A 23,514-nucleotide genomic window follows, 5' to 3' on the forward strand; every position below is an offset into this window, starting at 1 on the left:
ACAGCGGCGAAAGGCCGCGCGACAGTAGCGAGGGGCGGACCCGGGTGGTTCACGGGCCCGCCCTCTCGTCGCGCTACCGCCGGTGGACGGCTTCCCCCGGCAGGAACCGCACGGAGGGGCGCCCGCCGGGCCCTTCCGGCGTGACCACCGCGCGCACCCGGTAGACGTCGGCGATGAGTTCCTCGGTGATCACCTCCGAGGGCGTTCCGCCGGCGACCACCCGGCCTTCCTTCATGACCGTGACCCGGTCGCAGAACATGGCGGCCAGATTGAGGTCGTGCAGCGCGACCACCGCGGTGACGGGCAGCGCGGCGACCAGGGAGAGCAGCTCCAGCTGGTGCTGGATGTCCAGGTGGTTGGTGGGTTCGTCCAGCAGGAGCTCACGCGGCTCCTGGGCGAGGGCGCGGGCGATCTGCACCCGCTGCCGCTCACCACCCGACAGGGTGTGCCAGGACTGTGCGGCACGGTCGGCGAGCCCGGTGCGCGCCAGGGCCTCGCGTACGGCGGCATCGTCCTCGGGTCCGGGCGCGGACCAGGCCCGCCGGTGCGGGATGCGGCCGAGGCGGACGACGTCCAGCACGCTCAGGTCGACCTGGGTGACCGCGTGCTGGTCCACGACGGCCACTCGGCGGGCCACGCGGCGCCGGCCGGTTTCGGCGAGCGTACGGCCGTCGAGGGTGACGACGCCCGCGCCGGGGACGAGTACGCCCGCCATCACCCGCAGCAGCGTGGTCTTGCCGGAGCCGTTGGGCCCCAGGAGCCCGACGGTGGTGCCGGGCGGTGGTGCGATGCTCACTCCGTCGAGGACGATCCGTCCGCCGGCCTCCCTGCTGACCCGGTCGGCCCGCAGGCCGTCGCCGGGGACGGCTTCCGGGTTCACGCACTCCTCCTGGTGCGGTGGAGGATGAGGACGAAGACGGGCACCCCGATGAGGGAGGTGACCACACCGACCGGGACCTCCTGCGGGTCGAGGACGGTCCTGGCCAGGGTGTCGACCCAGACCAGGAACACGGCTCCGGCGAGAGCGGTCACCGGCAGCAGCCTCCGGTGCCCCGAACCCGTCAGCGCCCGGGCGGCGTGCGGCAGGACGAGGCCGACGAAGCCGATGGCGCCCGCGGAGCTGACCAGGGCCGCCGTCAGGAGCGCGGTGGTGCAGAGCAGCACGATCCGGGTGCGGCCCACGTGCACGCCCAGGGCGGCCGCGGCGTCCTGGCCGAAGGCGAAGGCGTCGAGCGTACGGGCATGGCCGAGGCAGATCAGCAGCGTCACGGCCAGCACGGCCGAGCACATCCACACATCGCCCCAGCCCACCCCGCTCAGCGAGCCGAGCAGCCAGAAGAGCACGCCCCGGGTCTGCTCGGCGTCGGCGGCGGTCATCACGACGAAGGACGTGAGCGCGGAGAAGAGCTGCATGGCCGCGACCCCGGAGAGGACGACCCGGTCGGTGGATCCGCCGAGGGTGTGGCTGAGCAGCAGGACGAGGGCGAACGAGCACAGCGCCCCGACGAACGCACCGCCCGAGACCGACACTGCTCCGCCGCCGACGCCCAGGACGACGACCACGACCGCACCGGTGGACGCCCCGGAGGAGACACCGAGGACGAAGGGGTCCGCGAGCGGGTTGCGCAGCAGCGACTGCATCACGGTGCCGCACACCGCGAGCCCGGCCCCGCACACCGCGGCGAGCAGGGTGCGGGGCATGCGCAGGTTCCAGATGATGCCGTCCCGGATCGGGGTCAGCCGCCCGTCTCCCAGGCCGAGGTGCGAGGCCACCGCGGACCAGACGTCCGGGACGGAGATGCGGGCGGGTCCGATCGTGACCGCGACCGCGACGGACAGGAGCAGCAGGGCGACCCCGGCGCTCCACAGGACGCCGTCGCGCAGGAGCCGGGCTCCGGCGGCCGTCCGGACCGCGGCCGGCTGCTCCGCCCGTACGTCCGGGGCGCGTTCGGTCTCCGTCACCCCGCGAGCCCGAACGAGCGCAGCCCGGCCGCGACGCGCTCCACGCCCTCCACGGTCCGGATGGTCGGATTCATCGCCTGGCCGCTCAGCAGGACGTACCGCTTGTGCCGGACGGCGTCCATGTTCTTCGTGGCGGGGTTGGACTCCAGGAACTCGATCTTCTTCGCTGCGCTCTCGGCCGTCTGCGACTTCCGGGTCAGATCCCCGATGACCAGCACGTCGGGGTTCCTGTCGGCGACGGTCTCCCAGTTGATCTGGGGCCATTCCTCGTGCGTGTCGTCGAAGACGTTCTTCGCGCCGAGCTCCTCGGTGATGATGCCGGGGGCGCCGCAGCACCCCGCCAGGTACGGGGCCTCGGCGTTGGCGAACCAGTAGAGCATCGTGGTGCCGGACGCGTCGATGTCCGCGGTCGCCCTGTCCACGCGGCTCCGGAGGCTCCTCACCAGCTCCTCGCCCCGGCCCGGGACTCCGAACACCTTGGCCAGGTCGCGTACTTCGCCGTACACGCGGTCCATGGTCAGGGGCTCGGAGCGGGAGCCGTCACTGCTGCCGGTGTTGTCCTTGCCCGCGCAGTCGGAGGGTGAGAGGTACGTCGGTACGCCGAGCTCCTCGAACTGGTCGCGGGACGCCACCCCGCCCTTGCCGAGGGTGGATTCGAACGAGGCACTGACGAAGTCGGGTTCCTCGGCGAGGACCTTCTCGGAGGAGGGCTGGTTCTCGGCGAGGCGCTCCACCGTGGATTCGTCCTTCTCCAGGCCCTTCATGACCGGGTCCGTCCAGGTCGCGGTGGCGGCCAGCCTGTCGGCGAGGCCCAGGGAGAGCAGGATCTCCGTCGATCCCTGGTTGAGGGAGACGGCGTGACGCGGTGCCGCGTCGACGGTCACCGTACGGCCGCAGTTCTTCAGCGTCACGGGGAAGCCGTCGCCGGCCTCGTCCCGTGCCGCGCCGTCGGAAGTGCTCCCGCCTTGGCCGCATGCGGTCAGAAGGACAAGTCCCGTGATGAGCAGGGCTGTTCGGCGAACGGTGCTGGCTATGGGCGGCACGGAGACCTCGGCGTTCTCTGGGCTCATGCGCGGAGCCCGTACGGAGTTCCGCTCCCGGTGCGGAAGCGGTTGCCAGCAGGTCTTCGGACTCGGGTTCGTCCGGACGAGGCGCCTTCCCGGTGCACCCGAGGGTGTTCCAGTGGCTGTGGCCCCGCCCGTCCCCCTCACCGCTGCGCGTCAGCTCCGGATTCTCACCGGATTCCCTGACTCCACGTGGAGTGTGACTGGCGTCTGCAAGCTATCACGCGGCGCACCGGCTGCCTCGGGGGCCGTCGCCGGTACGGGGCGGGGGGCGCCTTGGGGGCTTCTCCCTCTCCGTACCGGCCGGCCGTCGGGCGGGTCAGGGCTTGGGGCGAACCGATTCGCCGCGGTCCGCCTGCGGCTTCCCGCTGCGGCGGGTGAGCACGGACGTCGTACCCCAGTAGGCGAGCAGGACGGCGCGCAGTCCCAGGATCTCCAGGTGCTCGCCCAAGCGGTCGCAGACCGTCTGCCCCTTGCCTCCGGCGCTCATCGGGCGTCCGCCGGGCAGACGTTCCACGGGCCCCCTGGGTCGTCGTACGCGTCCGCGTAGCCGGGTCCGGCGATCGGCCAGTCGGCGAGCAGCTCCTCGGGCAGCGCGAAGGAGTCGGCCAGCTCCGGAGCGTGCGCGGCGACGGCCGTGACGAGCTCCTCGACGGCCTCGGGCAGGGCGTCCACCTGAGCGGTGCTCAGGAGACCGGCTGCCAGCAGGTCGCCGCTGTTGCGGGAGACCCATTCGAGGGCGAACAGCCGCTCCAGCTCCCCGAGCCGGTCCCTGGCCGCCCCGTCGGGCAGCGTCGCGCGGGCCTCGGCGTAGGCCTCGGCAGCCTGTCGGTACGCGTAGGCCTCGACCCCGCGCAGGGCGGGACCCGAGGCCGCGTTCCACCGGCCGAGGGCGTCGGCGTCGGGCGCCCGCAGCGCGCGGGCCCTGGCCCGGTCGAACCAGATGCCCTGGACCGAGGCGAGGAGCCGGCCCAGGAAGTACGGGTCGGCGAGGTCCCCGGGGTGCGGGGCCCGGCCCGGGGTGTCGTCACCGGCCGGCTCGGCGGCGAACAGCATGTCGGCCGCCGCCTTGGCGTACAGGGCGATGTTGTCCCCCTCCGCGGTGATGGCACCCTCCACGCCCGTGACGAGTTCGGTCATGCCGTTGTTCTCCAGCAGAGCCTGCGCGCCGCAGCGTTCGCGGCTCTCGACGATGACGTCGCGGGCCCGCCAGGTGATCCACGCCTTGGCGACGTCGACCAGCCGTACCGCGTCCGTCCGGGCGTCCTCCTCCGTACAGGCTTCCCAGCGCTCCTGTGCCCTGCGGTACAGCAGGCTCATGGCGAAGACCGTGGCCATGGCCGAGGCGAGCGGTCCGTGGTGCGTCCGATGGGCGTTCACCGGCACCGGCGGGGCGCCCCGGGAGCCGGAGATCATCCGGTGGCCGCCGTAGCGAACGGCGACCGCCAGGGTCGCGCGGGCCGAGCCCGCCGCGCAGGCGCTCATGGAGATCCGGCCGGGGGTGACCCGCCCGATCGAGGCGAGGAAGCGCCGCCGCCTGTCCCCCGGTCCCGTTCTGAACTCCCCTGGTGCAACGCTCTCCTCGGCGGATCCCAGCAGGGCGTCCCGTGCCACGAAGAGCCGGTCGAACGAGGTCAGGCAGTGGTCGACCGGGCTGCCCATCCGGGCCGGCAGCCGCCGCACCCGGATACCGGGCAGCGCCTGCGCGTCGTCGGTGAGCGGCACCAGGAAAAGGCGTACCCCGTGGTCGGAGCCATCGGCCACCAGGCGGGCGGCGACCAGGCCGGACTTCGCTCCGCCCGCCGGGCTGGTGTTGGGCATGAACTTCTGCGCGCCCGGATTCGGGGTGTGCAGGACGAAGCCGTCGCGCTCACGGTCGTAGGTGGCGGTGGTCTCCATGGCGGCAGCGTTGTTGCCGTGTGCCACCTCCGTACAGAGGAAGGTACCGATGCGCCGCATCGACAGATAGTCCGACAGGTCGCGGCGGCCGACGCAGTCGTGGTCGAGGAGGCTGCCGAGGAAGAGGTTGTAGTGGATACCCGCCACGGTGGTCAGCGCGGGGTCCACCGGGCCGAGCCAGGCGTGCAGGGCGGCCATCGCGCGGGGGTCGGCGGCGAGGCGTGCTCCGCTGTCGAGGGAGAGGTTGAGGATCCGCAACCGGTCGTAGGCGAGGTCCAGTCGCTCTTCGGGCGTTCCACCGGCGGGGCGGCGGAACGGTTCTGTGCTGATCAGCCGCTGCCAGAACCCGTGCTCGCGGCGGAATTCCGGACCGAGGATGACGCCGGTCAGCAGTTCGGTGGTGGGCGGTGGGGCGGTGTCGGTAAGGGGCACGGTCATAACGAAATCAACGACCGTGATGCGGGCGAGGACACCCCTGGACGGTCTACCGCTCCCGGACCGGCACGCTGGTGAGGGCCGCCGCCAGCTCCTCCTCGTCGGGAGGCAGGGCACCTGCCCGTTGGACGGTCACAGCGGCCGACGCCACGGCGTGGCGCAGCACGTCGCCCAGGACGGCGGCGTCCAGCGAGCGCAGGCGGGCGCGGGCCTGTCCTCCGAGCAGTCCGTACGAGGCCAGGGCGTGCAGCGTGGCGGACATGAAGGCGTCGCCTGCGCCCACCGTGTCCGCGACCCGGACGGGTGGCGCGCCGACGCTCACGGTCCCGCCCGTCAGGAAGGCCGTCGCCCCTCCGGCGCCCCGGGTGACCAGGACGACCGCGGGCCCGGAGCGCAGCCATCGCTCGGCGGCCCTCTCCGGCGCCTCGTCCGGGTAGAGCCATCGCAGGTCCTCGTCGCTGGCCTTGACGATGTCGCTGAGCGCTACCCAGCGCTCGGCGCGGCGTACGGCTCGGGCGTGGTCCCCCATCAGCCCGGGCCGTACGTTGGGGTCGTAACTGACGGTCGCCGCCGCGCGCAGTGACCCGACGAGGTCCAGGACGGTGTCCGCACCGGGGTCCAGGACGGTGGCGAGGGACCCGGTGTGGACGTGCCGGGGCGGCTCCCCGGGCCACGCGACCGGGCCCAGCGTCCAGCTGATCGCGAAGGTGTACGTGGCCCGGCCCGCCTCGTCGAGGTCCACCGTGGCGGCGGGAGTGGGCGCGCCGCTGCCGTCGTCGAGGACCCGTACCCCGGCCGAAGCCAGGTGGGCCTCGATCAGCCGCCCGTCGGGGTCCGGGCCGAGCTGGGTGATGAGGGTGGTGCCCCGGCCCAGTCGGGCCAGACCGTACGCGACGTTCGCGGGGCTGCCGCCGGGGTGGGTCCGGTCCGGCGCGCCCGGCAGCCGGACGATGTCGGCGACGCATTCGCCGATGACCAGCAGGTCGGGGCTGTCGGGCATGGGGGCGGGTCTCCTGGAGAACGCGGGCGGTCGTGGTGAGGGGGCTGACTGCCGCCGATTCTGCCCGGGTGCGGGGAGCCGTGGTGACCCGGGGCTCAGGAGGCGTCGTCACGCCCTTCGTCGCCGTAGCGCCGCTCGAACTTGGCGACCTGGCCCTCGGTGTCGACCACTCTCGCCTTACCGGTGAAGAACGGGTGGCTCTCGGCGGAGATCTCCACGTCGATGACCGGGTAGCTGTTGCCGTCGTCCCAGTCGATCGTCTGCTCGCTCGACGCGGTGGACCGGGTCAGAAAGGCGTACCCGGCGGAACGGTCGCGGAAGACCACGGGACGGTACGACGGGTGCTTGTCCTGCTGCATCTCTGCTCCTGGAAGTACGGGGATCTCGCGTCCCGGCTTCGGGCCAGCGTCCCGAACGGCGGGGGCCGGCGCGATCCGGGACGTCCGTACGGAGCAGCGGATCAGCCCTCGTCCCCCTCAAGGGCGGGGGACGGCCTGTGGAACGGGGGCGGTGCGCCGGGCCCACAGCAGTGCTCCGGCCAGCAGTACTACGGCGCCGAGCAGCCAGGGCAGCGGTCCTGCGGGCAGCGCGCCGATGACCAGGCCGGCGGCCGCCCCCACGAGTTGCTGGGCCAGCGACTGCACGGAGAGGGCCGTCGCCCGGCCGGAGGTGTCGACGCGGCGGTGCAGGAGGTCGTTCTCGGTCGGCCCCGCGGCGCCCAGGCCCAGGTAGACCAGCCCGTATCCGACGACGGCCATGGCCAGCGCGGGCGCCCCGGTGGCGGACACGGTGGCGCCGAGCGCCAGCAGACCGGCCACGCTCACGCCGAGGCTCGCCAGGACCGCGCGTTCCGCGTCTCCCGCGAGCCGGGCGACGAGCGGGGCCAGCTGGCTGCCGAGCGCCGAGCACCCGAATCCGGCGGCGGCCAGGCCGGCGAAGAGGACCGCACCGGCCTCCGCGGTCCCGGTCAACGCGGCGGCGCGGCCCGGGGTGAGCAGTTCGAGAGCGGCGAGAGCCGTACCCGCGGCGCCCGTGGTCATCAGGATGCGCCGGATCAGCGCGTCCCCGGCGCCGAGCCTGAGCCCCGCGGCGACAGCGCCGGGAACTCCCCGAAGTACACCGCGCAGGGTGGCCGCGGGGCGGGGCGGCTCCGTCAGGGCGGTCAGGACGTAGCCGACGAAGACGATGTCGACGACCACGCCGAGGAGCACGGGCACGGAGAGCGGCAGGACCAGATCCGAGGTGAGCGCCCGCAGCCGGGCCCCTGGGTCCGGGCCGAGGCCGAGCAGCCAGGGCAGCGCCCCTCCGAGAAGGACTCCGAGCGCGACGGCGCCGGACGAGGCGGCGCTGCCGCGCGCCAGCCCCGTACGGAGATCGGCGTCGGGGCCGGAACGGGCGTGAACGGTGTCGACGTACCAGGCTTCGGCGGGCCCGCTGGACAGGGCGCGGCCCGCGCCCATGAGGGCTGTGCCGAGGACGATCACCCATGGGGTGGCGCCGAGGCCCATGAGCGTGAGGGCGCAGGCGTTGAGCAGACCGGCGCAGGCCAGGACGGTGCGTCGGCCGATGACGTCGGAGAGGCCGCCTGTGGGGAGCTCCAGAGCGGCGGCGGTGAAGGAGTGGGCGGCGAATGCGGCGGCGACGGCGGTGAGGGCCAGGCCGCGCTCGGTGAAGAGCAGCACCATCGGCGCCATGACGAGGCCTGCGGGGAACCAGAAGAGGAAGGAGACGGCGACGAACCTGCGGCGCGCCGTGCGTTCGTCGGGCGTCGTGGCAGTGACCTTCCCGCCCCCGGGCGCCGGGGTCACCGGGCTCTTCCGGCCTCGGGCGCGGCGTCGGCGGGAGGCGCGGCGTCGGCGGGAGGCGCCGCCGGCCCGGCCGGGGCCAGCGGCAGTCCGGCGGTGAGCAGCACGACCTGCCGGGCCCGGGGGTCGTGCTCGTCGCGCGCGGTCAGCTCGGCGAGCTTGTCCGCCATCGTGTCGCGGAGTTCGCGGAGGGACTCCGGCGTCAGCCGCGGCATCAGGTCGTCGATCCCCGAGGGGGCGTGCCATTCCTCGCCGAGGCGGCCCGTGTCGATGTCCGCCTCGTGCTGCTCCATGGACTGCTGCAGGTGCTCGAGCTGGCGGCGCCTGCCCAGCACCAGCATCGCCCGGCCCGCGGGCGTCGCCAGCATGGCCGCGTTGTCCGCCGTGGTGACGGAGTGCACGGCCTGCCAGCGGCGCTCGCGTCCGTCGCGGTGCTCCGCCTCCGCGACGAAGGCGTACTTGGCGAGCACCCGCAGGTGGTAGCTGGTCGAGGCGGACGACTCCCCCGTCCTGACCGCCAGTTCGCTCGCGGTGGCGGGACCGTGGAGCCGCAGGAGGCCGAGCAGCCTCAGCCGCAGGGGATGGGTGAGGGCCTTCAGGGCCGCCGGGTCCCTGTCGGGATCGAGCACACGGTGCGTCGCGTCGCTGTCCATGCCGGCAGCGTAGAGCGCATCCGGGTTTTGCCAAATAGTTTTTGCAGAATATCTTTGGGAAACTTGTTCAGCCTCCTGACGCCCCCTCCACCGCGTCCGCGACGAGCTCGAGGAAACGCGCGTGAGCCTGTGGACTGCACAGCGGTTCGGGGTTCCACGGCACGGTCCGTGCGCCGCGCCCGGCGGCCTCCCAGGCGGGGGCGGTGATCTCGTCGAGCGGGACCGCGTTGGACCGGATGTCGGTCAGGACGACGGCGGGTTCCAGGGCCGCGGCCTCCGCCCAGTCGAGGGTGGCCCAGTTGACTCCCGCCCCCTCCGGCGGGGACACGAGGCCGACCCCGAGCTCGGCCAGCACCCGCAGCTCGGGCCACATCTGGGGGCGGGCGACATACGCCTGCTCCGGACCCGCGGGCGAAAGGGCCACCACTCTGGGGCCGGCGGGGTTGCGGGCGGCCGCGCGGAGCCGCTCGCGGGCCGCGTGCAGTTCATCCGCGGCGTCCGGGGCGAAGGCACCACCGAGCGAGCGCGCGAGCTCGGCGAACCGCTCGGCGACCCGGTCGAGGGTGCGCGCCTGGCCCACGTCGATCACGACAACCGGAACGCGCTCCTCCAGGTGCTTGGCGGTATCCGCGTCCAGCCCGTAGAGCTGGCCATGGCCGTAGGTGACGGCGACGACCAGGTCGGGCCTGCCCCGTAACAGCGTGTCCACGTCCAAGTCGCCACCCGCGCCCCGGTAGTCCACGGAGTCCAGCGGGAGCGTGCCGGTCTTCGCCCGGTCGGGCTCCGCCCCGTCGTGCCCGGAGCCGAATATCCCCTCCGGGCGTATCCCGTGGTCCCACAGCGTCGCTCCCGCCTGGACGTACGCGAGCACCCGGGACGGCCGCCGCCCCGCCGCCACCAGCCGGCCGCGGTCGTCCGCGAAACTCCACGCGCTCTGCTGCGTCATACGACTCACCCTTCCGAACCGGCGGCCCGGGCCCTCTCCCGGGCTCGCCACCCACTACCTGCCCAGCCCGTCGGCTCCACATCCTCCGTGGTGCGCCCGAGATAGGTGAGCGGCCCGGGGTCGGGCACCTCGATCACCTGGAATCCGAGCCGGTCGTAGAACGCCCTGGCAGGAGTGTTCGCCGTCAGCATGGACAGATGGACGGCCCGGACCCCCTTCCGGTGCAGCGCGCCCAGGAACGCACCCATCAGCTCCCTGCCGTACCCCTTGCGCTGCCACGGCGGCAGCAGGTCGATGTGCAGGTGCGCGGGGTGTTCGTCCAGCTCCGGAAGGATCATGCGCTCCGGGCGGTACAGGAGGGCCGTCATCGCGTCGGTGAGCGTCTGGGGTTCGCCGGCCGGCTCGGGGAAGCGGTCCGTCACCAGGGGGAGCCAGACCTCCCGGAAGGCGTCGGCGAACCACCGCGTGTCCGCGGTCCCCAGGACGTATCCGACCGCGCGCCCGGAGCCGTCGTCCAGGACGAAGGCCAGCTCCGGTTCCAGATGGGCGTAGGGCTCGGCGAACAGTGCGGGCATCAGCCCCGGATCCGGATAGAGGTGCGTGCTGTCCCCGCCGTTGTCGGCCGTGCGGACACAGATGTCCGCGAGGGCCTCCCGGTCGGCGGGGCGATAGGGGCGTACGTACGCGGTCGGGGCCATCGCCCCATCCTTCACTCCTGGGAGCGCTCCCACAAGGCCCGGGGGCACATCAGGGCGCTTCGCGCTCCTGGCCGTCGGTGCGGGCGAGTTCGACGTTGAACTGGGCGCCGGTGATCAGCGCCAGGTTGGTGAACCAGATCCAGATCAGGAAGACCACCAGGCCGGCGAGCGAACCGTAGAGCCGGCTGTAACTGGCGACGTGGGTCGCGTACAGCGCGAATCCGGCCGAGGCGATCAGCCACAGGAGCGCCGCGAGCACCCCGCCGGGCAACGCCCTCCGTATGTTCCGCGCGGAGCGCGGACCCGTGCTGAAGAGAACCAGGATGAGACAGGCGACCAGAAAGAGCAGGACGGGCCATTTCAGACCCTCCCACAGCGCCTCGCCGGCCTGCGCCAGGCCCACCCGGCGTCCGAGCCAGCGCGCCAGAGGTCCGGTGAGCACGAGGACGAAGGCGCTGGTCATCAGCAGGACGAGCAGCCCGATGGCCGACACCACGATGATGTGCGCCTGGCGCAGCGGCGGCCTGGTGTCCTTCACCTGGTGCATGGCGTGCATCGCCCTCCGGAAGACCGCCAGATAGCTGGACGCGGACCACACGGCGCTCACGCTGCCGGTGGCGACGAGCAGCCAGACGGCCGTGCGTTCGTGGGTGGCCGCCTCCAGGGGCCGGCGCAGGGCCGCTCCGGACTCGGCCGGCGCGAAGGCCGTGATGTCGGCGATCAGGGCGTTGGTGGCGCCGGGATTGGCCAGGCCGATGACGGAGACCGTGACGAGAAGAGCCGGGAGTAGCGCCAGGATGGCGTAGTAGGTGAGAGCGGCCGCCCAGTCCGAGAGGTCGTCGTTCCACAGCGATACGGGGGTCCGGCGCAGAGCGGTGCGCCAGTGCCTCCGCGCGGTGCGCCCTGCCGGGGGTGCGGTTCGTTCCGCGACTGGGCCTTCGGTCCTGCTGGGCACGCGGTTACTCCGGGGGACGTGGGAAGGGCGGATGGCCGGGACGCCTCACGGCGGCCCGGCTGCTCCCTTTCTCTCATGCCTCGGTCCCGCGGATGTACTCCGGTCGGGCTCAGTCGTTGACGGCGGTGAGCAGCACCACCGCGTCCTCCAGGGCCAGCAGTCCGTGCCGCTCCTGGGGGATGGGGTGCAGCCGGCCTGCCGCGAGGTCCACGTCCCCGGATCCCGCGGTGAGCCGGACCGCGCCGCGCAGCACCTGGAGTGACGCGGCGGGAGGTGCGTTGTGCTCGTCGAGGGCGGACCCCTCGGTGAGCGCGATCACCGTCTGCCGCAGGGGTTCCTGGCGCAGCAGCAGGTGCGCGCTGCGCCCGTGAGCGTTGGCGCGGGCGGCGGCCAGGTGCTCGTCGGCGAGAGCGTTGAGATCATCCATACGACCACTGTGCCGCAGCCCCCGCTCCCCCGCTATCGCGTCCGGCGCAGCCAGGCCGCCGTATCGTCCGGCAGCAGGCCGGAGGGGCCCAGAGGGCCGCTGGTCAGCAGCATCTCGTCGTGGTCGGGCAGCGGCACGGGGCTCCCCGAGAGGTTCACGACGCAGATCAGGCCGTGGGTCCGCATGAACGCCAGGACGCCGGATGACGAGGGCAGCCAGTTCAGTCTGCCGTCGGCGGACTCGCCCGGGGCGGCCGCGAAGCCCGGTTCGACGCGGCGCAGTCGCAGCGCCTCCCGGTAGAGGGTGAGCATGGAGCCCGGGTCGGTTCCCTGCCCTTCGGCGGCGTAGGAGGGCCAGTCCGCCGGCTGCGGCAGCCAGGGTTCGGCTGCGGACCCGAAGCCCGCGTACGGCTCCTCGGCGGACCACGGCAGAGGCACCCGGCAGCCGTCCCGCCCCGGGTCGATGCCGCCGGAACGCAGATGCATGGGGTCCTGGATCCGCTCGCGGGGGATGTCGGCCTCCGGCAGTCCGAGCTCCTCGCCCTGGTAGAGGTAGACGGCCCCCGGCAGCGCCAGGGAGAGGAGGGCGGCCGCCCGTGCCCTGCGGGTGCCGAGCTCCAGGTCGGTGGGGGTGCCGAAGACCTTCGCCGCGAAGTCGAATCCGGTGGCCTCGCGTCCGTAGCGGGTGACCGTGCGTGTCACGTCGTGGTTGCACAGCACCCAGGTGGCGGGGGCTCCCACCGGGGCGTGCTCGGCGAGCGTGTCGTCGATCGCGGTGCGCAGCAGCCCGGCGTCCCAGGGGCAGGCCAGGAAGTTGAAGTTGAACGCGGTGTGCAGTTCGTCGGGCCGCAGATAGCGGGCGAAGCGCTCGGAGTCGGGGAGCCAGACCTCGCCGACGAAGATGCCGTCGTACCCGTCGGCGATGGCACGCCAGGAGCGGTAGATGTCGTGGAGTTCGTCGCGGTCGATGTACGGGTGGGGGTCGGTGTCCTTGACGAAGTCGGGCAGGGCGGGGTCCTTGGCGAGCAGGGCCGCAGAGTCGATCCGCACCCCGGCGACGCCCCGGTCGAACCAGAAGCGCAGGACGTCCTCGTGCTCCTGGCGGACCGCGGGGTGCGCCCAGTTGAGGTCCGGCTGTCCCGGGGCGAACAGGTGCAGGTACCACTGACCGTCCCCGACCCTGGTCCAGGGGGTGCCGCCGAATTCGGAGACCCAGTCATTGGGCGGGATCTCTCCCTGGGCGCCGCGTCCCTCCCGGAAGTGGAAGAGCTCGCGCTCGGGACTGCCGGGGGCGGCGGCGAGTGCCGCCTGGAACCAGCTGTGCCGGTCGGAGACGTGGTTGGGGACGATGTCGATGATGGTGCGGATGCCCAGCTCACGGGCCTCGGCGATCAGCTTCTCCGCCTCGGCGAGATGGCCGAAGGCGGGGTCGATGGCACGGTAGTCGGCGACGTCGTAGCCGCCGTCGGCGAGCGGGGAGAGGTACCAGGGGGTGAACCACAGCGCGTCGACGCCCAGTTCGACCAGGTAGGGCAGCCTGGCCCGCACTCCCGCGAGATCGCCGGTGCCGTCTCCGTCGCCGTCGGCGAAGCTGCGTACGTAGACCTGGTAGATGGCGGCGTCGCGCCACCACGGTGCGGTGGCCTCGGTCGGAGGGTTGGCTGCCACGTGGCGTTCCTTTCGGGCAGGAGGTACTCCGCCCCCGGCCCGTACGCGGGGCGTGCGATGGGAGGGCCGGCGGCGGAGTGCTGGTGGGAGGCGGTGGTTCGGAGGGGCGCTCAGCCCTTCAGGCCGCCCGCGGTGAGGCCGCTCATGATGTTGCGCTGGAAAAGCAGGAAGATGAGCAGCGTCGGCACGGACGCGATGGTGAGCGCGGCGATGAGGACGTTCGTCGGCACGCCGTTGGACAGCGAGTAGATGCCGACGTTGAGGGTCTGCTTTCCCGGGTCGGGCAGGGTGAGCATGGGCCAGAGGAAGTCCTTCCAGACTCCGACGACCGCGAAGATGGAGACGACGCCGAGGATCGGCCGGGAGATCGGCAGGATGATGGAGCGCAGGGTGCGCAGGGGCGAAGCGCCGTCGATGGCCGCCGCGTCGAGGAGTTCGCCCGGGATGGAGTCGAAGAACCGCTTCAGCAGGAAGATGTTGAAGGCGTTGGTGACCGACGGCAGCCAGATCGCCCAGGGCGAGTTGAGCAGATTGCGCTCGAAGATCGGCACGTCGAGGACCGTGAGGTACTGCGGCACGACCAGGACGGTCGCCGGGATCATCAGGGTGGCGAGCATCATGCCGAGGATGACCTTGCCGAAGACCGGCCGGAGCTTGGAGAGCGAGTAGGCGGCGGCCACGTCGAGGATGAGCTGGAAGGCGAGTGCCCCGAAGGCGTAGTAGAGCGTGTTGAAGAGCAGCCGGGCCAGGTCCATCACGTTCCACGCCTGGGAGTAGTTCTCCGTGTGGACCGAGGAGGGGAAGGCGGTGGGTGGGCTCTGGACGACTTCCTGGGTGGTCTTGAGGCCGCCGGTGACCATCCAGTACAGGGGGCCGAGGAACGCGAGGGTGAAGGCCGCCGCCACCAGGGCGAAGACGATCCAGTAGACCGCCTTCCCGCGGGGCCGGCCGAGCTGGGCCGGTGAGATCAGGGTCCGCTGGCGGCCCTGGTCCGCGTCCCGGCGACGGGCCTTCCGGCTGCCGGGACCGCCGGGTCCGCGCCGGGAGACAAGCGTGTTCGATGCCATCGTTGTGCTCCCGTCCTAGTCTTCGCTGCTGCGGCTGAGGCGTACGTACACCGCGGAGAAGCCCGCGAGGACGACGAGCAGGAGGAGGCCGAGAGCCGCCGCTCCGCCGTAGTTGTTGAAGTTGAAGGCGTACTGGTAGATGAGGTAGACGACGGTCGTGGTGGAGCCCTCGGGCCCTGCGCCGTTGGTGAGCAGGAACGGTTCGGTGAAGACCTGCATCGTCGCGATGATCTGCATGAGCAGCAGGAGCGACAGGATGAGCCGGGTCTGCGGGATGGTGACGTGCCAGATCTTGCGGAGCAGTCCGGCGCCGTCGAGCTCGGCCGCCTCGTAGAGCTCGCCCGGGATGCCCTGGAGGGCGGCGAGGTAGATCAGTGTGGCCCCGCCCATGTTCATCCAGGTCGACGCGATGACGACGGAGAGCATGGCGGTGTCGGGATCCTGGAGCCATTGCTGGGCGGGCAGATGGAGGAACTCCAGGATGCGGTTGAAGAGGCCGTAGCCGGGGTCGTAGAAGTACTTGAAGAGCAGCACGGAGGCGACCGGCGGCAGCATGACGGGCAGGTAGACGAGCAGGCGCAGATACCCCTGCGCGTGCCGGAATTCGTTGAGCACGACGGCGACGACGAACGGGACCGCGAAGCCCAGCAGGAGCGCCAGCACGGTGAAGAGCAGGGTGTTGCGCCAGGCCTGCCAGAACGCGGGGTCGTTGAAGACGTAGGTCAGATTGGACCAGCCGGCCCAGGTCGTCGTGCCGTCCTCGGTCTTCTGGAAGGCCAGGAGGAACTCCCTGACCATCGGATACCAGGAGAAGAAGGAGAAGCAGAGGACGGCTCCTATCAGGAAGCCGTGCGCCGAGATGTTTCGGCGCACGGCGCGCAGGAACTCCTCGCGGGCGGAGTCCGGCCCGCTGGGGCGTTGGTGGTGCCCGGGGGGCGGCGCGCTCGCCTTCCCGGTGGACAGGGTGGGGGCCGACATGGTCTCTCCTCGGTGCCGGTGCAGTCACTCGCAGACGGACGGTCCGGATGCGGGGCCGGGCCCGCCCGGCCCGGCCTCCGCACGTCCGTTACTGGTTGGCCAGGACCTGGTTGACCTGCTGCTCGGCGGTGTCGAGCAGCTTGTCGATGTCGGCGTCCTCGTTGGTCAGGACCGCGGACATCGCGTTGTCGAGGATCTTGTAGATCTCCTGGGCCTTCGGCGGCTCGGCCTTGCCCTGGACGGGCTTGTCCATGAATGCCTTGAAGTTCTCGACGGGCATCGTGGCGTTGGCGACGCGTTCGGCGTCGTCCGTCGTCTTGCTCTCGCCGAGGAAGAAGTTGGGCTGCGGAAGTCCGACGGGGAGGTTGTCGGCCTTCCTGCGGCCCCAGTCGAACTGCCCCTTCTTCGGCGTGAGGTTCTGGAAGTTCAGCCAGGCGACGGCGGCCTTGATCTTGTCGGGCGAACTGCCCTTCTTGATCATGTAGTTGTTCCCACCGAAGAGCGTTCCCTCGGCGCCGGGGATCGGGCCCATGCCGAAGTTCTCGTACTCCGCGCCGAGCTGCTGCACCATGTACGTGATGTCGTCGGGCGCGGCGAGGAACATGCCGAGCTTGTCGGTGGCTATCTGCTTCTGCAGATCGCCCCACTTCAGCAGCTGGGTCTTGCCCATGCTGTCGTCCTCCCAGCGCATGTCGTGCAGCTGGGAGAGGACCTGCTTTCCCTTGTCGTCGTTGAACGCGGCCTTCTTGCCGCTCGCGTCCACGACGTCGCCGCCCAGGCCGTACTGAGTGGCGGTGAAGTGCCAGCCACCGTTGTTGCCCGCGCTGTACTCGCCGAATCCGGCGATGCCCTTGCCCAGCGCCGCGATCTTCTTGCTCGCTGCGCGGACCTCGTCCCAGGTCGCCGGCGGGGTGTCGGGGTCCAGCCCGGCCTGTGTGAACAGCTTCCGGTTGATCATGAGGCCCATGGTGTAGTTGCTGGTCGGCAGCGCGTAGAGCTTGCCGTCCTTGCGGGCCACGTCGAGCACCTGGGGCTGGATGTCCTTGAGCGCCGGAACGGAGGTGTCGTTGACGTACGCGGAGATGTCCTCGGCGCCGTCGTTGTCCAGCACCTGCTGGAGGTCGGTGAAGTACGCGTAGAACACGTCCGGTTGCGACTTGCCCTTGAGCATGGCCGTGAAGCGCGGCGGCTCCAGGCACTGGCCGGGCGTCGACTTCCCGTTGATTCTGACGTTCGGGTACTTCTTGTTGAACGTCTTGACGTCCTCGTTCCACTCGCGCAGTTCCGCGGCCTTCGCGGCCGGCGGCATACAGTCGATCGACAGCGTCACCTCGGCCTTCGGGTCGAGCGGCGCGGCCGGATCGGAGGATCCGCTGCCGGAGTCGTCGTTCCCGTCGCCGCTGCTGCTCGTGCCGCAGGAGGCAAGGGCGGTCAGGGCGAGCGCGGTGACGACGGCGGCCGCGGAGGCACGGCGGGTACGGCGAAACCCAGCACTTCTCATCGGTGGTCCCCTTCGGGCATGAGCACGGAAGGCCTCGGCCGACTGTCTGCCGGGGCGCGGCATACTCAACCACCGGCGACAAGTGAGCGCAATATCTCGCGCAGTTTTCGTAAATGTTTGACAGCGCTCCGCATGTGGCGAGGCGCCGGGCAACAGCATCCCGGCGCCTCGATGGAGCACTCCTGTACGGCTCAACCCGGACGAGCCGGGCGCGGCACGCGGCCCGGCCGTCCGTCGACACACCGACCCTCCAGGGACCGCCTGGCGACGTTCGGCGGGCCGCGGTCCGCAAGAGACGGACTTCTGACTGCAAGACGTTACGCAGCCGCGGGGCCCCTCCCGGGACCGTTTCCGGAACACGGGAAGCGCCCCGCCCAGCCGCTTCGGACCTCCTTACGGGTTGATGTTGATCTTGAAGGTGGAGGTGGTGTTCTTCACGTCCTGGGCGTTGGCGCTGAACTTCAGACCGTTGAAGGTGACCTCACCGACGGCAGGGCCCTGCCCCGCCTCCGGCATCTCGTTGGCCCACAGGCCGAACCCGGACTTCGCGTCGAACGCGTCGCCGCTCTTGCGCGCGCCCGAGATCGTGATGTCGGTGAGCACGGTGTCCTTGATCGGGAACTGCGGCTGTCCTCCCACGTAGTTCGTCTGGAACATGATCCCGCTGTACGTCGGGTCGACGATGTCCACGTTCGAGATCCGGATGCCCTGGAAGACCTTGGAGGCCGAGAACAGCCAGATCCCGGGGAAGGTCTGCGTCCCCCAGAAGTGACCGCCGGCCCGCACGACCGAGACGTTCTCGATCGCCGTGGGGCCGGTCCCGAACCCGTTCATGGGATAGCCGAAGTCCAGCGAACTCACGGTGATCCCGGAGTACACCAGGGTGTCGGCGATGTGGATGTTACGGAAGGTGTTGTCGTAGCCGCCGTACACGGCCACTCCCGCCGCCCGCCAGGTGAGGATCGACGTCAGGTTCTCGTACACGTTGTTCTTCATGTCCGCGCCGCCGGCGTCGATCGCCGAGAACAGTGCGAAGCTGTCGTCCCCGGTGGCCCGCGCCTCGTTGTTCGTGACGTGGTTGTCCGTGGAGCCGTTGGTCATGTTGATGCCGTCGGCGAACATGTTGCGGATCCGGGAGTTCTTGATGGTGACCTTGTCGGTGTTGGCCCCCCAGTAGAGGCACACCATGTGCTCGTTCCAGATGTTGTCGATCACGATGTCCGTAACGTTGGAGAAGTCGAACACCTTGCCCGGCCCGTCGATCCGCGATGTGTAGTTGCCGAAGTAGGCGAAGTCGGAGAACGACGAACCCTTCGCACTGGCCTCCGCTCGGAATCCGATGTCGGTGTTGTCCTGCGTGGACGGCGCGTGGAACCGGGTGAACCAGGGCCCGGCGCCGGCCACCCGCACGGCCTTGCCGTAGACCTGGAACTTGCTCGAGGTGGAGTAGTCACCGGCCGGGAGGTAGACGCCCACCAGGGTTCCGGTGGTGTCCATCCGGACCTTGTCCAGGGCGTTCTGCACGTCCTGGTGGGTGAGGCCGGCGGGCACGGCGTACCGGGCGGGATCGGGGTTCGGCTTCTGGGCGGCCTGCTCCAGGCTGACGAAGTCGATCGCGTACGTGCTGGTGTTGGCCGCGTCCTTCTGCAGCCGGATCCTGCTGCCCGCCGGGACGGTCTTCCCCAGCATGACGTTCGCCTCGTCGTAGATGTGCCGGGGCGCGCCCGAGCCGGGGGCGTTGCCCGGTCCGGTCTCGTTCCCGTACAGCCAGGCGTACTTCGAGGTGAGGTCGATCGCCTTAAGGAACGTGCCGTCCACGTAGACGTTGAGCTTCGAGTCGATGCCGCCGCCGCCCGCGGAGTCCGGGATGGAGAACCGGGTGACCAGGGTGTTAGTGGTCGCCCGCGTCGTGAACTCGACGTAGTTCCCGGTGCTGTCGAGCGTCACGGCCTTGCGGCCCGACGCCTCACCCGCGATGTCGCCGACGGTCCTGTTGGGGCCGACGACCTTGGCTCCGCCGCCGGTGACACCGTCCTCCGCCTCGTACATGTCGTACGGCATGTTGGCGCCGCGCCCGACGAAGAGCGATTCGGTGCTGGTGTTGTTCGCGCGCTTCACCGGCAGTTCGTTGGCGTCGTCGGCGAGCACCACCTTCACCGTGTACGAGCCGTTGACGGCCGTCCAGGTGCCCAGGGAGACCGGTGACGTCGTGGAACCCGCGGCGATGGCGCCGTTGTGCGCGCCGGTGAGGGTCTTGACCGTCGCCCCCTTGGAGTCGGTCAGGCTGAGGGTGATCCCGTGGCTGCCGCTCGCGGACGCCACGGAGCCCTGGTTCTTCACGGCGACGGAGAAGGTGACCGTGTCACCGGCCGAGGGGCCCGACGGGGAGGTCGTGACCGCGCTCGCCACGAGGTCGGAGCTGGACACCGGCTTCACGACCAGCGGGGTGCCGCTGGTGAAGCGGTTGTTCGTCTCGTTCTGCTCGATGATCTCGCCTGCCGGGTCGACGACCGCCCCGAGCGTGTAACTGCCTGCGTCGCGGGCTCCTATGGACGCGGTGACCTGGGCGGAGGCGCCGGCGGCGAGAGCGCCCACCGAGACGGTGGCGGCCTTGGATCCGCCGAGTTCGAAGTCCAGCTTCCCGGCGGGAGAGGAGACCGCACCGGAGTTGCGGACGGTGGCCGACAGGGTGACGGGGTCCGATTCCACCGGGGCCGAGGGCGAGGCGGCGACCGCCGTGACCTGCAGGTCCGGGTTGGGGGCCGGAGCACCCAGCACCTGGAACTCGGCGACCTGACCTGCGCCGGATCCGGTGTTGGAGGTGAACTTCAGCTGGACGTCGGCCACCCGGGCGGTGACCGGGATCGTCACCGTGTTGCCCGTCGCCGGGCTGAACGCGTAGTCCTTGGCGGCGGCCAGGCTCGTGAACGAGGTGGCGTCCTGCTCCCGTCCCAGTACCTGGATGTTCTGGGTGCGCGCTCCCCAGCTGCTGTCGGGGTTCAGCTTGACGACGACGCTCTCCGTGTCGGCGTTGGCACCCAGCTTGACCGTCAGCGTGTTGGGGTAGCTGCCGCCCGCGCCCTCCCAGTACGTGCTGAGGGAGTTGTCGTTGGCGTTGGCCGCGACGAACGTGTGGATCACCGAGGACGCGGTGATCGGCTTGGAGACGGCGAGGTTGGACGCGGCGCTCGTGGATCCGTTGCGCGTCACGGTGTTGCTGGCGCCGGAGACGTTGCCCGCGGCGTCCTTGGCCCGCACGACATAGCTGACGGTCGTGGCGGCGGACTGGGTGTCGGTGTACGTGGTGACGTCGCCGGCCACGCTCTCGCGGAGCACGTTGTCGGCGTAGACGTCGTAGCGCGTGACGCCCTTGTTGTCCGAGGAGGCCGTCCAGGTCAGCTTGATCTGCCCGGTCGACGGCTCCGTGAAGGCCAGGCCGGACGGCGCGGTGGGCGCCTGCGTGTCACCGGAGTCGCCGGTGCGGGTGACGGTGTTGCTGTTGCCCGACTGGTTCCCCGCCGCGTCCCTGGCCCGGACGTAGTAGGAGACGGTCTCGCTCGCCGGGCGGGTGTCGGTGAAGGTGGTGACGCCGCCCGCCACTCCGGTCAGCAGCGTGTTGTCGGCGTAGACGTCGTAGCCCGTGACGCCGGTGTTGTCCGAGGAGGCCGCCCAGGTCAGCTTGATCTGCCCGGTCGACGGCTCGGTGAAGGCCAGGCCGGACGGCGCGGTGGGCGCCTGCGTGTCACCGGTGGCCGGGCCGTAGACCTCCAGTTCGGAGAGCTGGGCGGCCGGCTGGACGGAGTTGGCGGTGACGAGCACCCGCACGTAGCGGGTCGTGGTCGCGTCGAAGGAGATCGTCGCCGACTGCCCGCCCGCGGCGTTGAAAGTGTAGGCCTTGGACGCGGTCAGGTCGCTGAACTCCGTGCCGTCGGTGCTGCCCTGGATCTTCAGGGTCTGGGAGCGCTGCTCCCAGCCGTCGGGCAGCCGGAGCACGACCCGGTCGACCCGGACCGAGGATCCGAGGTCGGCCTGGATCCACTGCGGGAGCTCGTTGTTCCGGCTCTCCCAGTAGCTGGCCCGGTTGCCGTCGTTGCCGTTGGAGGCCGCATACGTCTCGGTGTAGCTGCTCGCCCTGAGCGTCCTGCCCGCGGCGAGGTTCGCCGAGGACTCCCCTGCGGCCCGGACCTCCATCTCGGAGAGCTGCGCGTTCTGCCACCCGGTGTTGGCCGTGACGTTCACGCGCACGAACCGGGTCTGGGTGGCGGGGAAGGATATCTTCACGGCGTTGGAGGTGCCGGGACCGAAGGTGTACGCCGCCGAGCTCTTCAGCGTCGAGAAGCTGGTGCCGTCGGCGCTTCCCTGGAGCGAGAGGGTCTGCTGTCTGCTCTCCCAGCCCGCGGGGAGCTTCAGGGTCACCTCGTCGACCCTGGCGGCCGAGCCGAGGTCGGTCTGCACCCACTGCGGCAGTGCGCCGCCCGATCCCTCCCAGTACGTCGCCTGGTTGCCGTCCGTCACGTTCCTGGCGGCGTACTCGCCGCCGGCACTGCTCGCCGCCGCGGTGCGGCCCGCGGCGATGTTGGGGCCGTCGGCCGCCGCGGCGGTGAGCGACGGCCATCCGATCATCAGAAGACTGGTGGCGATCATGGCGGAAAGCGTCCGCCACCTCCAGCGTTGGGCTCTCATAGGTCCCCGATCTCCAGCCTCGGCGCGGGACACGCCGAGGAGTGCGGCTCTGTCGGCACAGCTCTGCGGCACTTGTTTCTGCACGCGCCGAGCTGAGTTTTGCGCTTGGCGGTCAGAGAGTTGCAGAGAAATGCGAGAGCGTCCACGGTTGCGACAGAAACCGGAGCACGGTGAGGCGACACGGGGAGACGCGCAAGGGCCTTTCAAGGAGGGGAAATTCAAGAGGGCGCCATCGTGGATGCCTGCCTCCTGACACACTCTCATTCGGCGTAAGCTTTTTGCGTAAAACTGCAAGCTGCCCGAAAGTGCCTGTTCCACGGCACAGTGAAAAGCGGGGCCCGCAGACGCGGACCCCGCTCGGTGGAGCCGGCCGGGGGTCAGAGACCGCCGACGTAGAGGAGCCGGTCGGGCGAGCCGGCACCCAGGCCGGTCAGGACGTCAGGGGTCGCCTCCGCGGCGAGCCAGTCGGAGACCTCCTGCGGTGCCGCGTCGGGGTGCTGCTCCTTGTAGAGCGCGGCGGCACCGGCGACGTGCGGACTGGCCATGGACGTTCCGCTCAGGGTCGTGGAGCCGCCGCCGAGCTTCGCGGACACGATGTCCACGCCCGGGGCGTACAGCCATACACAGGTACCCCAGTTGCTGAACGTCGCCTGCCGGTCCTGGTCGTCGCTCGCTCCCACGGCGAGCACGCCGTCGGCGCGTGCCGGGGAGACGTCACAGGCGTCCTGGTTCTCGTTGCCCGCCGCGACCACCGGCAGGGTGCCCTCCGCCGCGAGCGCGTCGAACGCGTCGTCGACGGCCGACGACGCGGGTCCGCCGAGGGAGGCGTTCACGACGGCCGGCTGCTCGGCGTTCTGGGCGATCCAGTCGAGCCCGGCGATGATCCCGGCCCAGGTGCCCGATCCTTCGCAGTTGAGCACCCGCACCGGCACGAGGGAGGCCGCGGGCGCGACCCCGTACGTCGTACCGGCCACGGTCCCGGCCACGTGCGTGCCGTGGCCGTTGCAGTCCTCACCGTCGCGGCCGTCGCCGATCGCGTCGTAACCGGCGCCCACCCGGCCGCCGAACTCGCCGTGGGCGGACTCGATGCCGGTGTCGAGGATGTACGCGGTCACACCCTGACCCGTGCCGGCCACGTCGTACGTGCCGTCCAGCGGCAGGTTCCGCTGGTCGACGCGGTCCTGGCCCCAGCTCCCGGCGACGGCCCGCTTCCCGGCCGCCTCGGAGGCGGGCGGCGAGACGGATGCCTCGCTGTTCTCCTCGACCGCCTGGACGCCCGTCGCGCCGCGCACCTTCTCGAGCTGCGCGGGCGTCAGAGAGGCCGCGAACCCGTGCAGGACCTTGCTGTACGTGAAGAGGGTGCTGACCCCGATCTGCTCGGCCATCGCGGCCGGCTTCTGCTCGGGTGAAACGGTGACGATGTACTGACCGGGCACGGCCCGGGCCGACTTCTGCACCGGCACGAGAGTCTCGCCGGTGTCCGCCGTGGCCGTGGTGGTGCCGATCAGGGGGGCGATCAGCAGTAGAGCGGCTGGTGCCCAGCGGGCGCGCAGGCGCATGCGTTCTCCCTTGGGGTGGAGGAGCGGATCGCGGACCTGTCAGGTCCGCGAAGTGCGAACACCTGACCTTTCGTCCACATCTCCGGCGAGCCTGAGCCGCGTCAGCCGGACAGCGCAACGATCGGCGCCGGGGCAGGCCCATTCGGCGCATCGCGTGAAAGGTTTCAACTCCTCTTGGCGACTGAAGATAGACCTGACCCAGAAGAGCGTCAATG

The 23,514-nt window shown here is 70.9% G+C and carries 19 protein-coding genes and 1 riboswitch; all 19 genes read right to left on the reverse strand.

Annotated elements, in window-relative coordinates; genetic code table 11:
- Positions 1-73: 73 nt before the first annotated feature.
- Positions 74-880, reverse strand: a complete 807-nt coding sequence (locus ACIQM3_RS08800; RefSeq protein ID WP_401620799.1) for an ABC transporter ATP-binding protein — start codon at positions 878-880, stop codon at positions 74-76.
- The gene (locus ACIQM3_RS08805; protein ID WP_401620802.1) at positions 877-1,962 is read right to left on the reverse strand and encodes a FecCD family ABC transporter permease; all 1,086 of its coding nucleotides are present in this window, start codon (positions 1,960-1,962) and stop codon (positions 877-879) included. The genes ACIQM3_RS08800 and ACIQM3_RS08805 overlap by 4 nt, the downstream gene beginning before the upstream one ends.
- Positions 1,959-3,032: an ABC transporter substrate-binding protein gene (locus ACIQM3_RS08810; RefSeq protein ID WP_401620805.1), complete on the reverse strand. Its 1,074-nt coding sequence runs from the start codon at positions 3,030-3,032 to the stop codon at positions 1,959-1,961. The genes ACIQM3_RS08805 and ACIQM3_RS08810 overlap by 4 nt, the downstream gene beginning before the upstream one ends.
- 29 nt (positions 3,033-3,061) lie before the next feature.
- Positions 3,062-3,249: riboswitch (cobalamin riboswitch) on the reverse strand.
- Positions 3,250-3,345: 96 nt separating this feature from the next.
- A complete protein-coding gene (locus ACIQM3_RS08815) occupies positions 3,346-3,516 on the reverse strand; it encodes a hypothetical protein (RefSeq protein ID WP_401620808.1) in 171 nt (56 codons plus the stop codon).
- Positions 3,513-5,363 carry an acyl-CoA dehydrogenase gene (locus tag ACIQM3_RS08820; RefSeq protein ID WP_401620811.1) on the reverse strand — a complete coding sequence of 617 codons (1,851 nt, stop codon included), beginning with the start codon at positions 5,361-5,363 and terminating at the stop codon, positions 3,513-3,515. The genes ACIQM3_RS08815 and ACIQM3_RS08820 overlap by 4 nt, the downstream gene beginning before the upstream one ends.
- Positions 5,364-5,409: 46 nt before the next feature.
- Positions 5,410-6,360, reverse strand: a complete 951-nt coding sequence (locus ACIQM3_RS08825; protein WP_401620814.1) for a carbohydrate kinase — start codon at positions 6,358-6,360, stop codon at positions 5,410-5,412.
- 95 nt (positions 6,361-6,455) lie between these two features.
- Positions 6,456-6,719: a type B 50S ribosomal protein L31 gene (locus ACIQM3_RS08830; RefSeq protein WP_401515838.1), complete on the reverse strand. Its 264-nt coding sequence runs from the start codon at positions 6,717-6,719 to the stop codon at positions 6,456-6,458.
- Positions 6,720-6,836: 117 nt separating this feature from the next.
- Positions 6,837-8,054 (reverse strand): MFS transporter, encoded by a 1,218-nt coding sequence (locus ACIQM3_RS08835; protein WP_401622367.1) that lies wholly within the window; start codon positions 8,052-8,054, stop codon positions 6,837-6,839.
- A 110-nt stretch (positions 8,055-8,164) separates the two neighbouring features.
- Positions 8,165-8,818: a helix-turn-helix domain-containing protein gene (locus tag ACIQM3_RS08840; RefSeq protein ID WP_401620817.1), complete on the reverse strand. Its 654-nt coding sequence runs from the start codon at positions 8,816-8,818 to the stop codon at positions 8,165-8,167.
- A gap of 67 nt (positions 8,819-8,885) precedes the next feature.
- Complete coding sequence (locus ACIQM3_RS08845) at positions 8,886-9,764, reverse strand: ABC transporter substrate-binding protein (protein WP_401620820.1); 879 nt, start codon at positions 9,762-9,764, stop codon at positions 8,886-8,888.
- 5 nt (positions 9,765-9,769) lie between these two features.
- Positions 9,770-10,462: a GNAT family N-acetyltransferase gene (locus ACIQM3_RS08850; RefSeq protein WP_401620823.1), complete on the reverse strand. Its 693-nt coding sequence runs from the start codon at positions 10,460-10,462 to the stop codon at positions 9,770-9,772.
- Between the two features lie 49 nt (positions 10,463-10,511).
- On the reverse strand, positions 10,512-11,417 hold the full coding sequence (locus ACIQM3_RS08855; protein ID WP_401620826.1) for a YihY/virulence factor BrkB family protein: 906 nt from the start codon (positions 11,415-11,417) through the stop codon (positions 10,512-10,514).
- Positions 11,418-11,526: 109 nt separating this feature from the next.
- Positions 11,527-11,844 carry a cupin gene (locus tag ACIQM3_RS08860; protein ID WP_104791065.1) on the reverse strand — a complete coding sequence of 106 codons (318 nt, stop codon included), beginning with the start codon at positions 11,842-11,844 and terminating at the stop codon, positions 11,527-11,529.
- A 32-nt stretch (positions 11,845-11,876) separates the two neighbouring features.
- A complete protein-coding gene (locus ACIQM3_RS08865) occupies positions 11,877-13,511 on the reverse strand; it encodes a glycoside hydrolase family 13 protein (protein ID WP_401620829.1) in 1,635 nt (544 codons plus the stop codon).
- Positions 13,512-13,621: 110 nt separating this feature from the next.
- Positions 13,622-14,578, reverse strand: coding sequence for a carbohydrate ABC transporter permease (locus tag ACIQM3_RS08870; protein ID WP_401620832.1), 957 nt, complete (start codon positions 14,576-14,578; stop codon positions 13,622-13,624).
- A gap of 15 nt (positions 14,579-14,593) precedes the next feature.
- Complete coding sequence (locus ACIQM3_RS08875; RefSeq protein WP_401620835.1) at positions 14,594-15,556, reverse strand: carbohydrate ABC transporter permease; 963 nt, start codon at positions 15,554-15,556, stop codon at positions 14,594-14,596.
- Positions 15,557-15,644: 88 nt separating this feature from the next.
- On the reverse strand, positions 15,645-17,057 hold the full coding sequence (locus tag ACIQM3_RS08880) for an extracellular solute-binding protein (protein WP_401620839.1): 1,413 nt from the start codon (positions 17,055-17,057) through the stop codon (positions 15,645-15,647).
- A 393-nt stretch (positions 17,058-17,450) separates the two neighbouring features.
- Positions 17,451-21,740 carry a discoidin domain-containing protein gene (locus ACIQM3_RS08885; protein WP_401620846.1) on the reverse strand — a complete coding sequence of 1,430 codons (4,290 nt, stop codon included), beginning with the start codon at positions 21,738-21,740 and terminating at the stop codon, positions 17,451-17,453.
- A gap of 377 nt (positions 21,741-22,117) precedes the next feature.
- Complete coding sequence (locus ACIQM3_RS08890; protein WP_401620849.1) at positions 22,118-23,299, reverse strand: S8 family serine peptidase; 1,182 nt, start codon at positions 23,297-23,299, stop codon at positions 22,118-22,120.
- Positions 23,300-23,514: the final 215 nt, after the last annotated feature.

Origin of the sequence: Streptomyces sp. NPDC091271 (assembly GCF_044757505.1) — a bacterium.
In the GTDB taxonomy this organism is placed as follows: domain Bacteria; phylum Actinomycetota; class Actinomycetes; order Streptomycetales; family Streptomycetaceae; genus Streptomyces.

Coding starts and splice junctions, on each gene's coding strand:
- ACIQM3_RS08850 (WP_401620823.1), bottom strand. CDS start 10,462: ATGGCCCCGACCGCGTACGTACGCCCCTATCGCCCCGCCGACCGGGAG.
- ACIQM3_RS08835 (WP_401622367.1), bottom strand. CDS start 8,054: ATGGCGCCGATGGTGCTGCTCTTCACCGAGCGCGGCCTGGCCCTCACC.
- ACIQM3_RS08840 (WP_401620817.1), bottom strand. CDS start 8,818: ATGGACAGCGACGCGACGCACCGTGTGCTCGATCCCGACAGGGACCCG.
- ACIQM3_RS08825 (WP_401620814.1), bottom strand. CDS start 6,360: ATGCCCGACAGCCCCGACCTGCTGGTCATCGGCGAATGCGTCGCCGAC.
- ACIQM3_RS08815 (WP_401620808.1), bottom strand. CDS start 3,516: ATGAGCGCCGGAGGCAAGGGGCAGACGGTCTGCGACCGCTTGGGCGAG.
- ACIQM3_RS08890 (WP_401620849.1), bottom strand. CDS start 23,299: ATGCGCCTGCGCGCCCGCTGGGCACCAGCCGCTCTACTGCTGATCGCC.
- ACIQM3_RS08870 (WP_401620832.1), bottom strand. CDS start 14,578: ATGGCATCGAACACGCTTGTCTCCCGGCGCGGACCCGGCGGTCCCGGC.
- ACIQM3_RS08845 (WP_401620820.1), bottom strand. CDS start 9,764: ATGACGCAGCAGAGCGCGTGGAGTTTCGCGGACGACCGCGGCCGGCTG.
- ACIQM3_RS08820 (WP_401620811.1), bottom strand. CDS start 5,363: ATGACCGTGCCCCTTACCGACACCGCCCCACCGCCCACCACCGAACTG.
- ACIQM3_RS08830 (WP_401515838.1), bottom strand. CDS start 6,719: ATGCAGCAGGACAAGCACCCGTCGTACCGTCCCGTGGTCTTCCGCGAC.
- ACIQM3_RS08885 (WP_401620846.1), bottom strand. CDS start 21,740: ATGAGAGCCCAACGCTGGAGGTGGCGGACGCTTTCCGCCATGATCGCC.
- ACIQM3_RS08880 (WP_401620839.1), bottom strand. CDS start 17,057: ATGAGAAGTGCTGGGTTTCGCCGTACCCGCCGTGCCTCCGCGGCCGCC.
- ACIQM3_RS08875 (WP_401620835.1), bottom strand. CDS start 15,556: ATGTCGGCCCCCACCCTGTCCACCGGGAAGGCGAGCGCGCCGCCCCCC.
- ACIQM3_RS08860 (WP_104791065.1), bottom strand. CDS start 11,844: ATGGATGATCTCAACGCTCTCGCCGACGAGCACCTGGCCGCCGCCCGC.
- ACIQM3_RS08810 (WP_401620805.1), bottom strand. CDS start 3,032: ATGAGCCCAGAGAACGCCGAGGTCTCCGTGCCGCCCATAGCCAGCACC.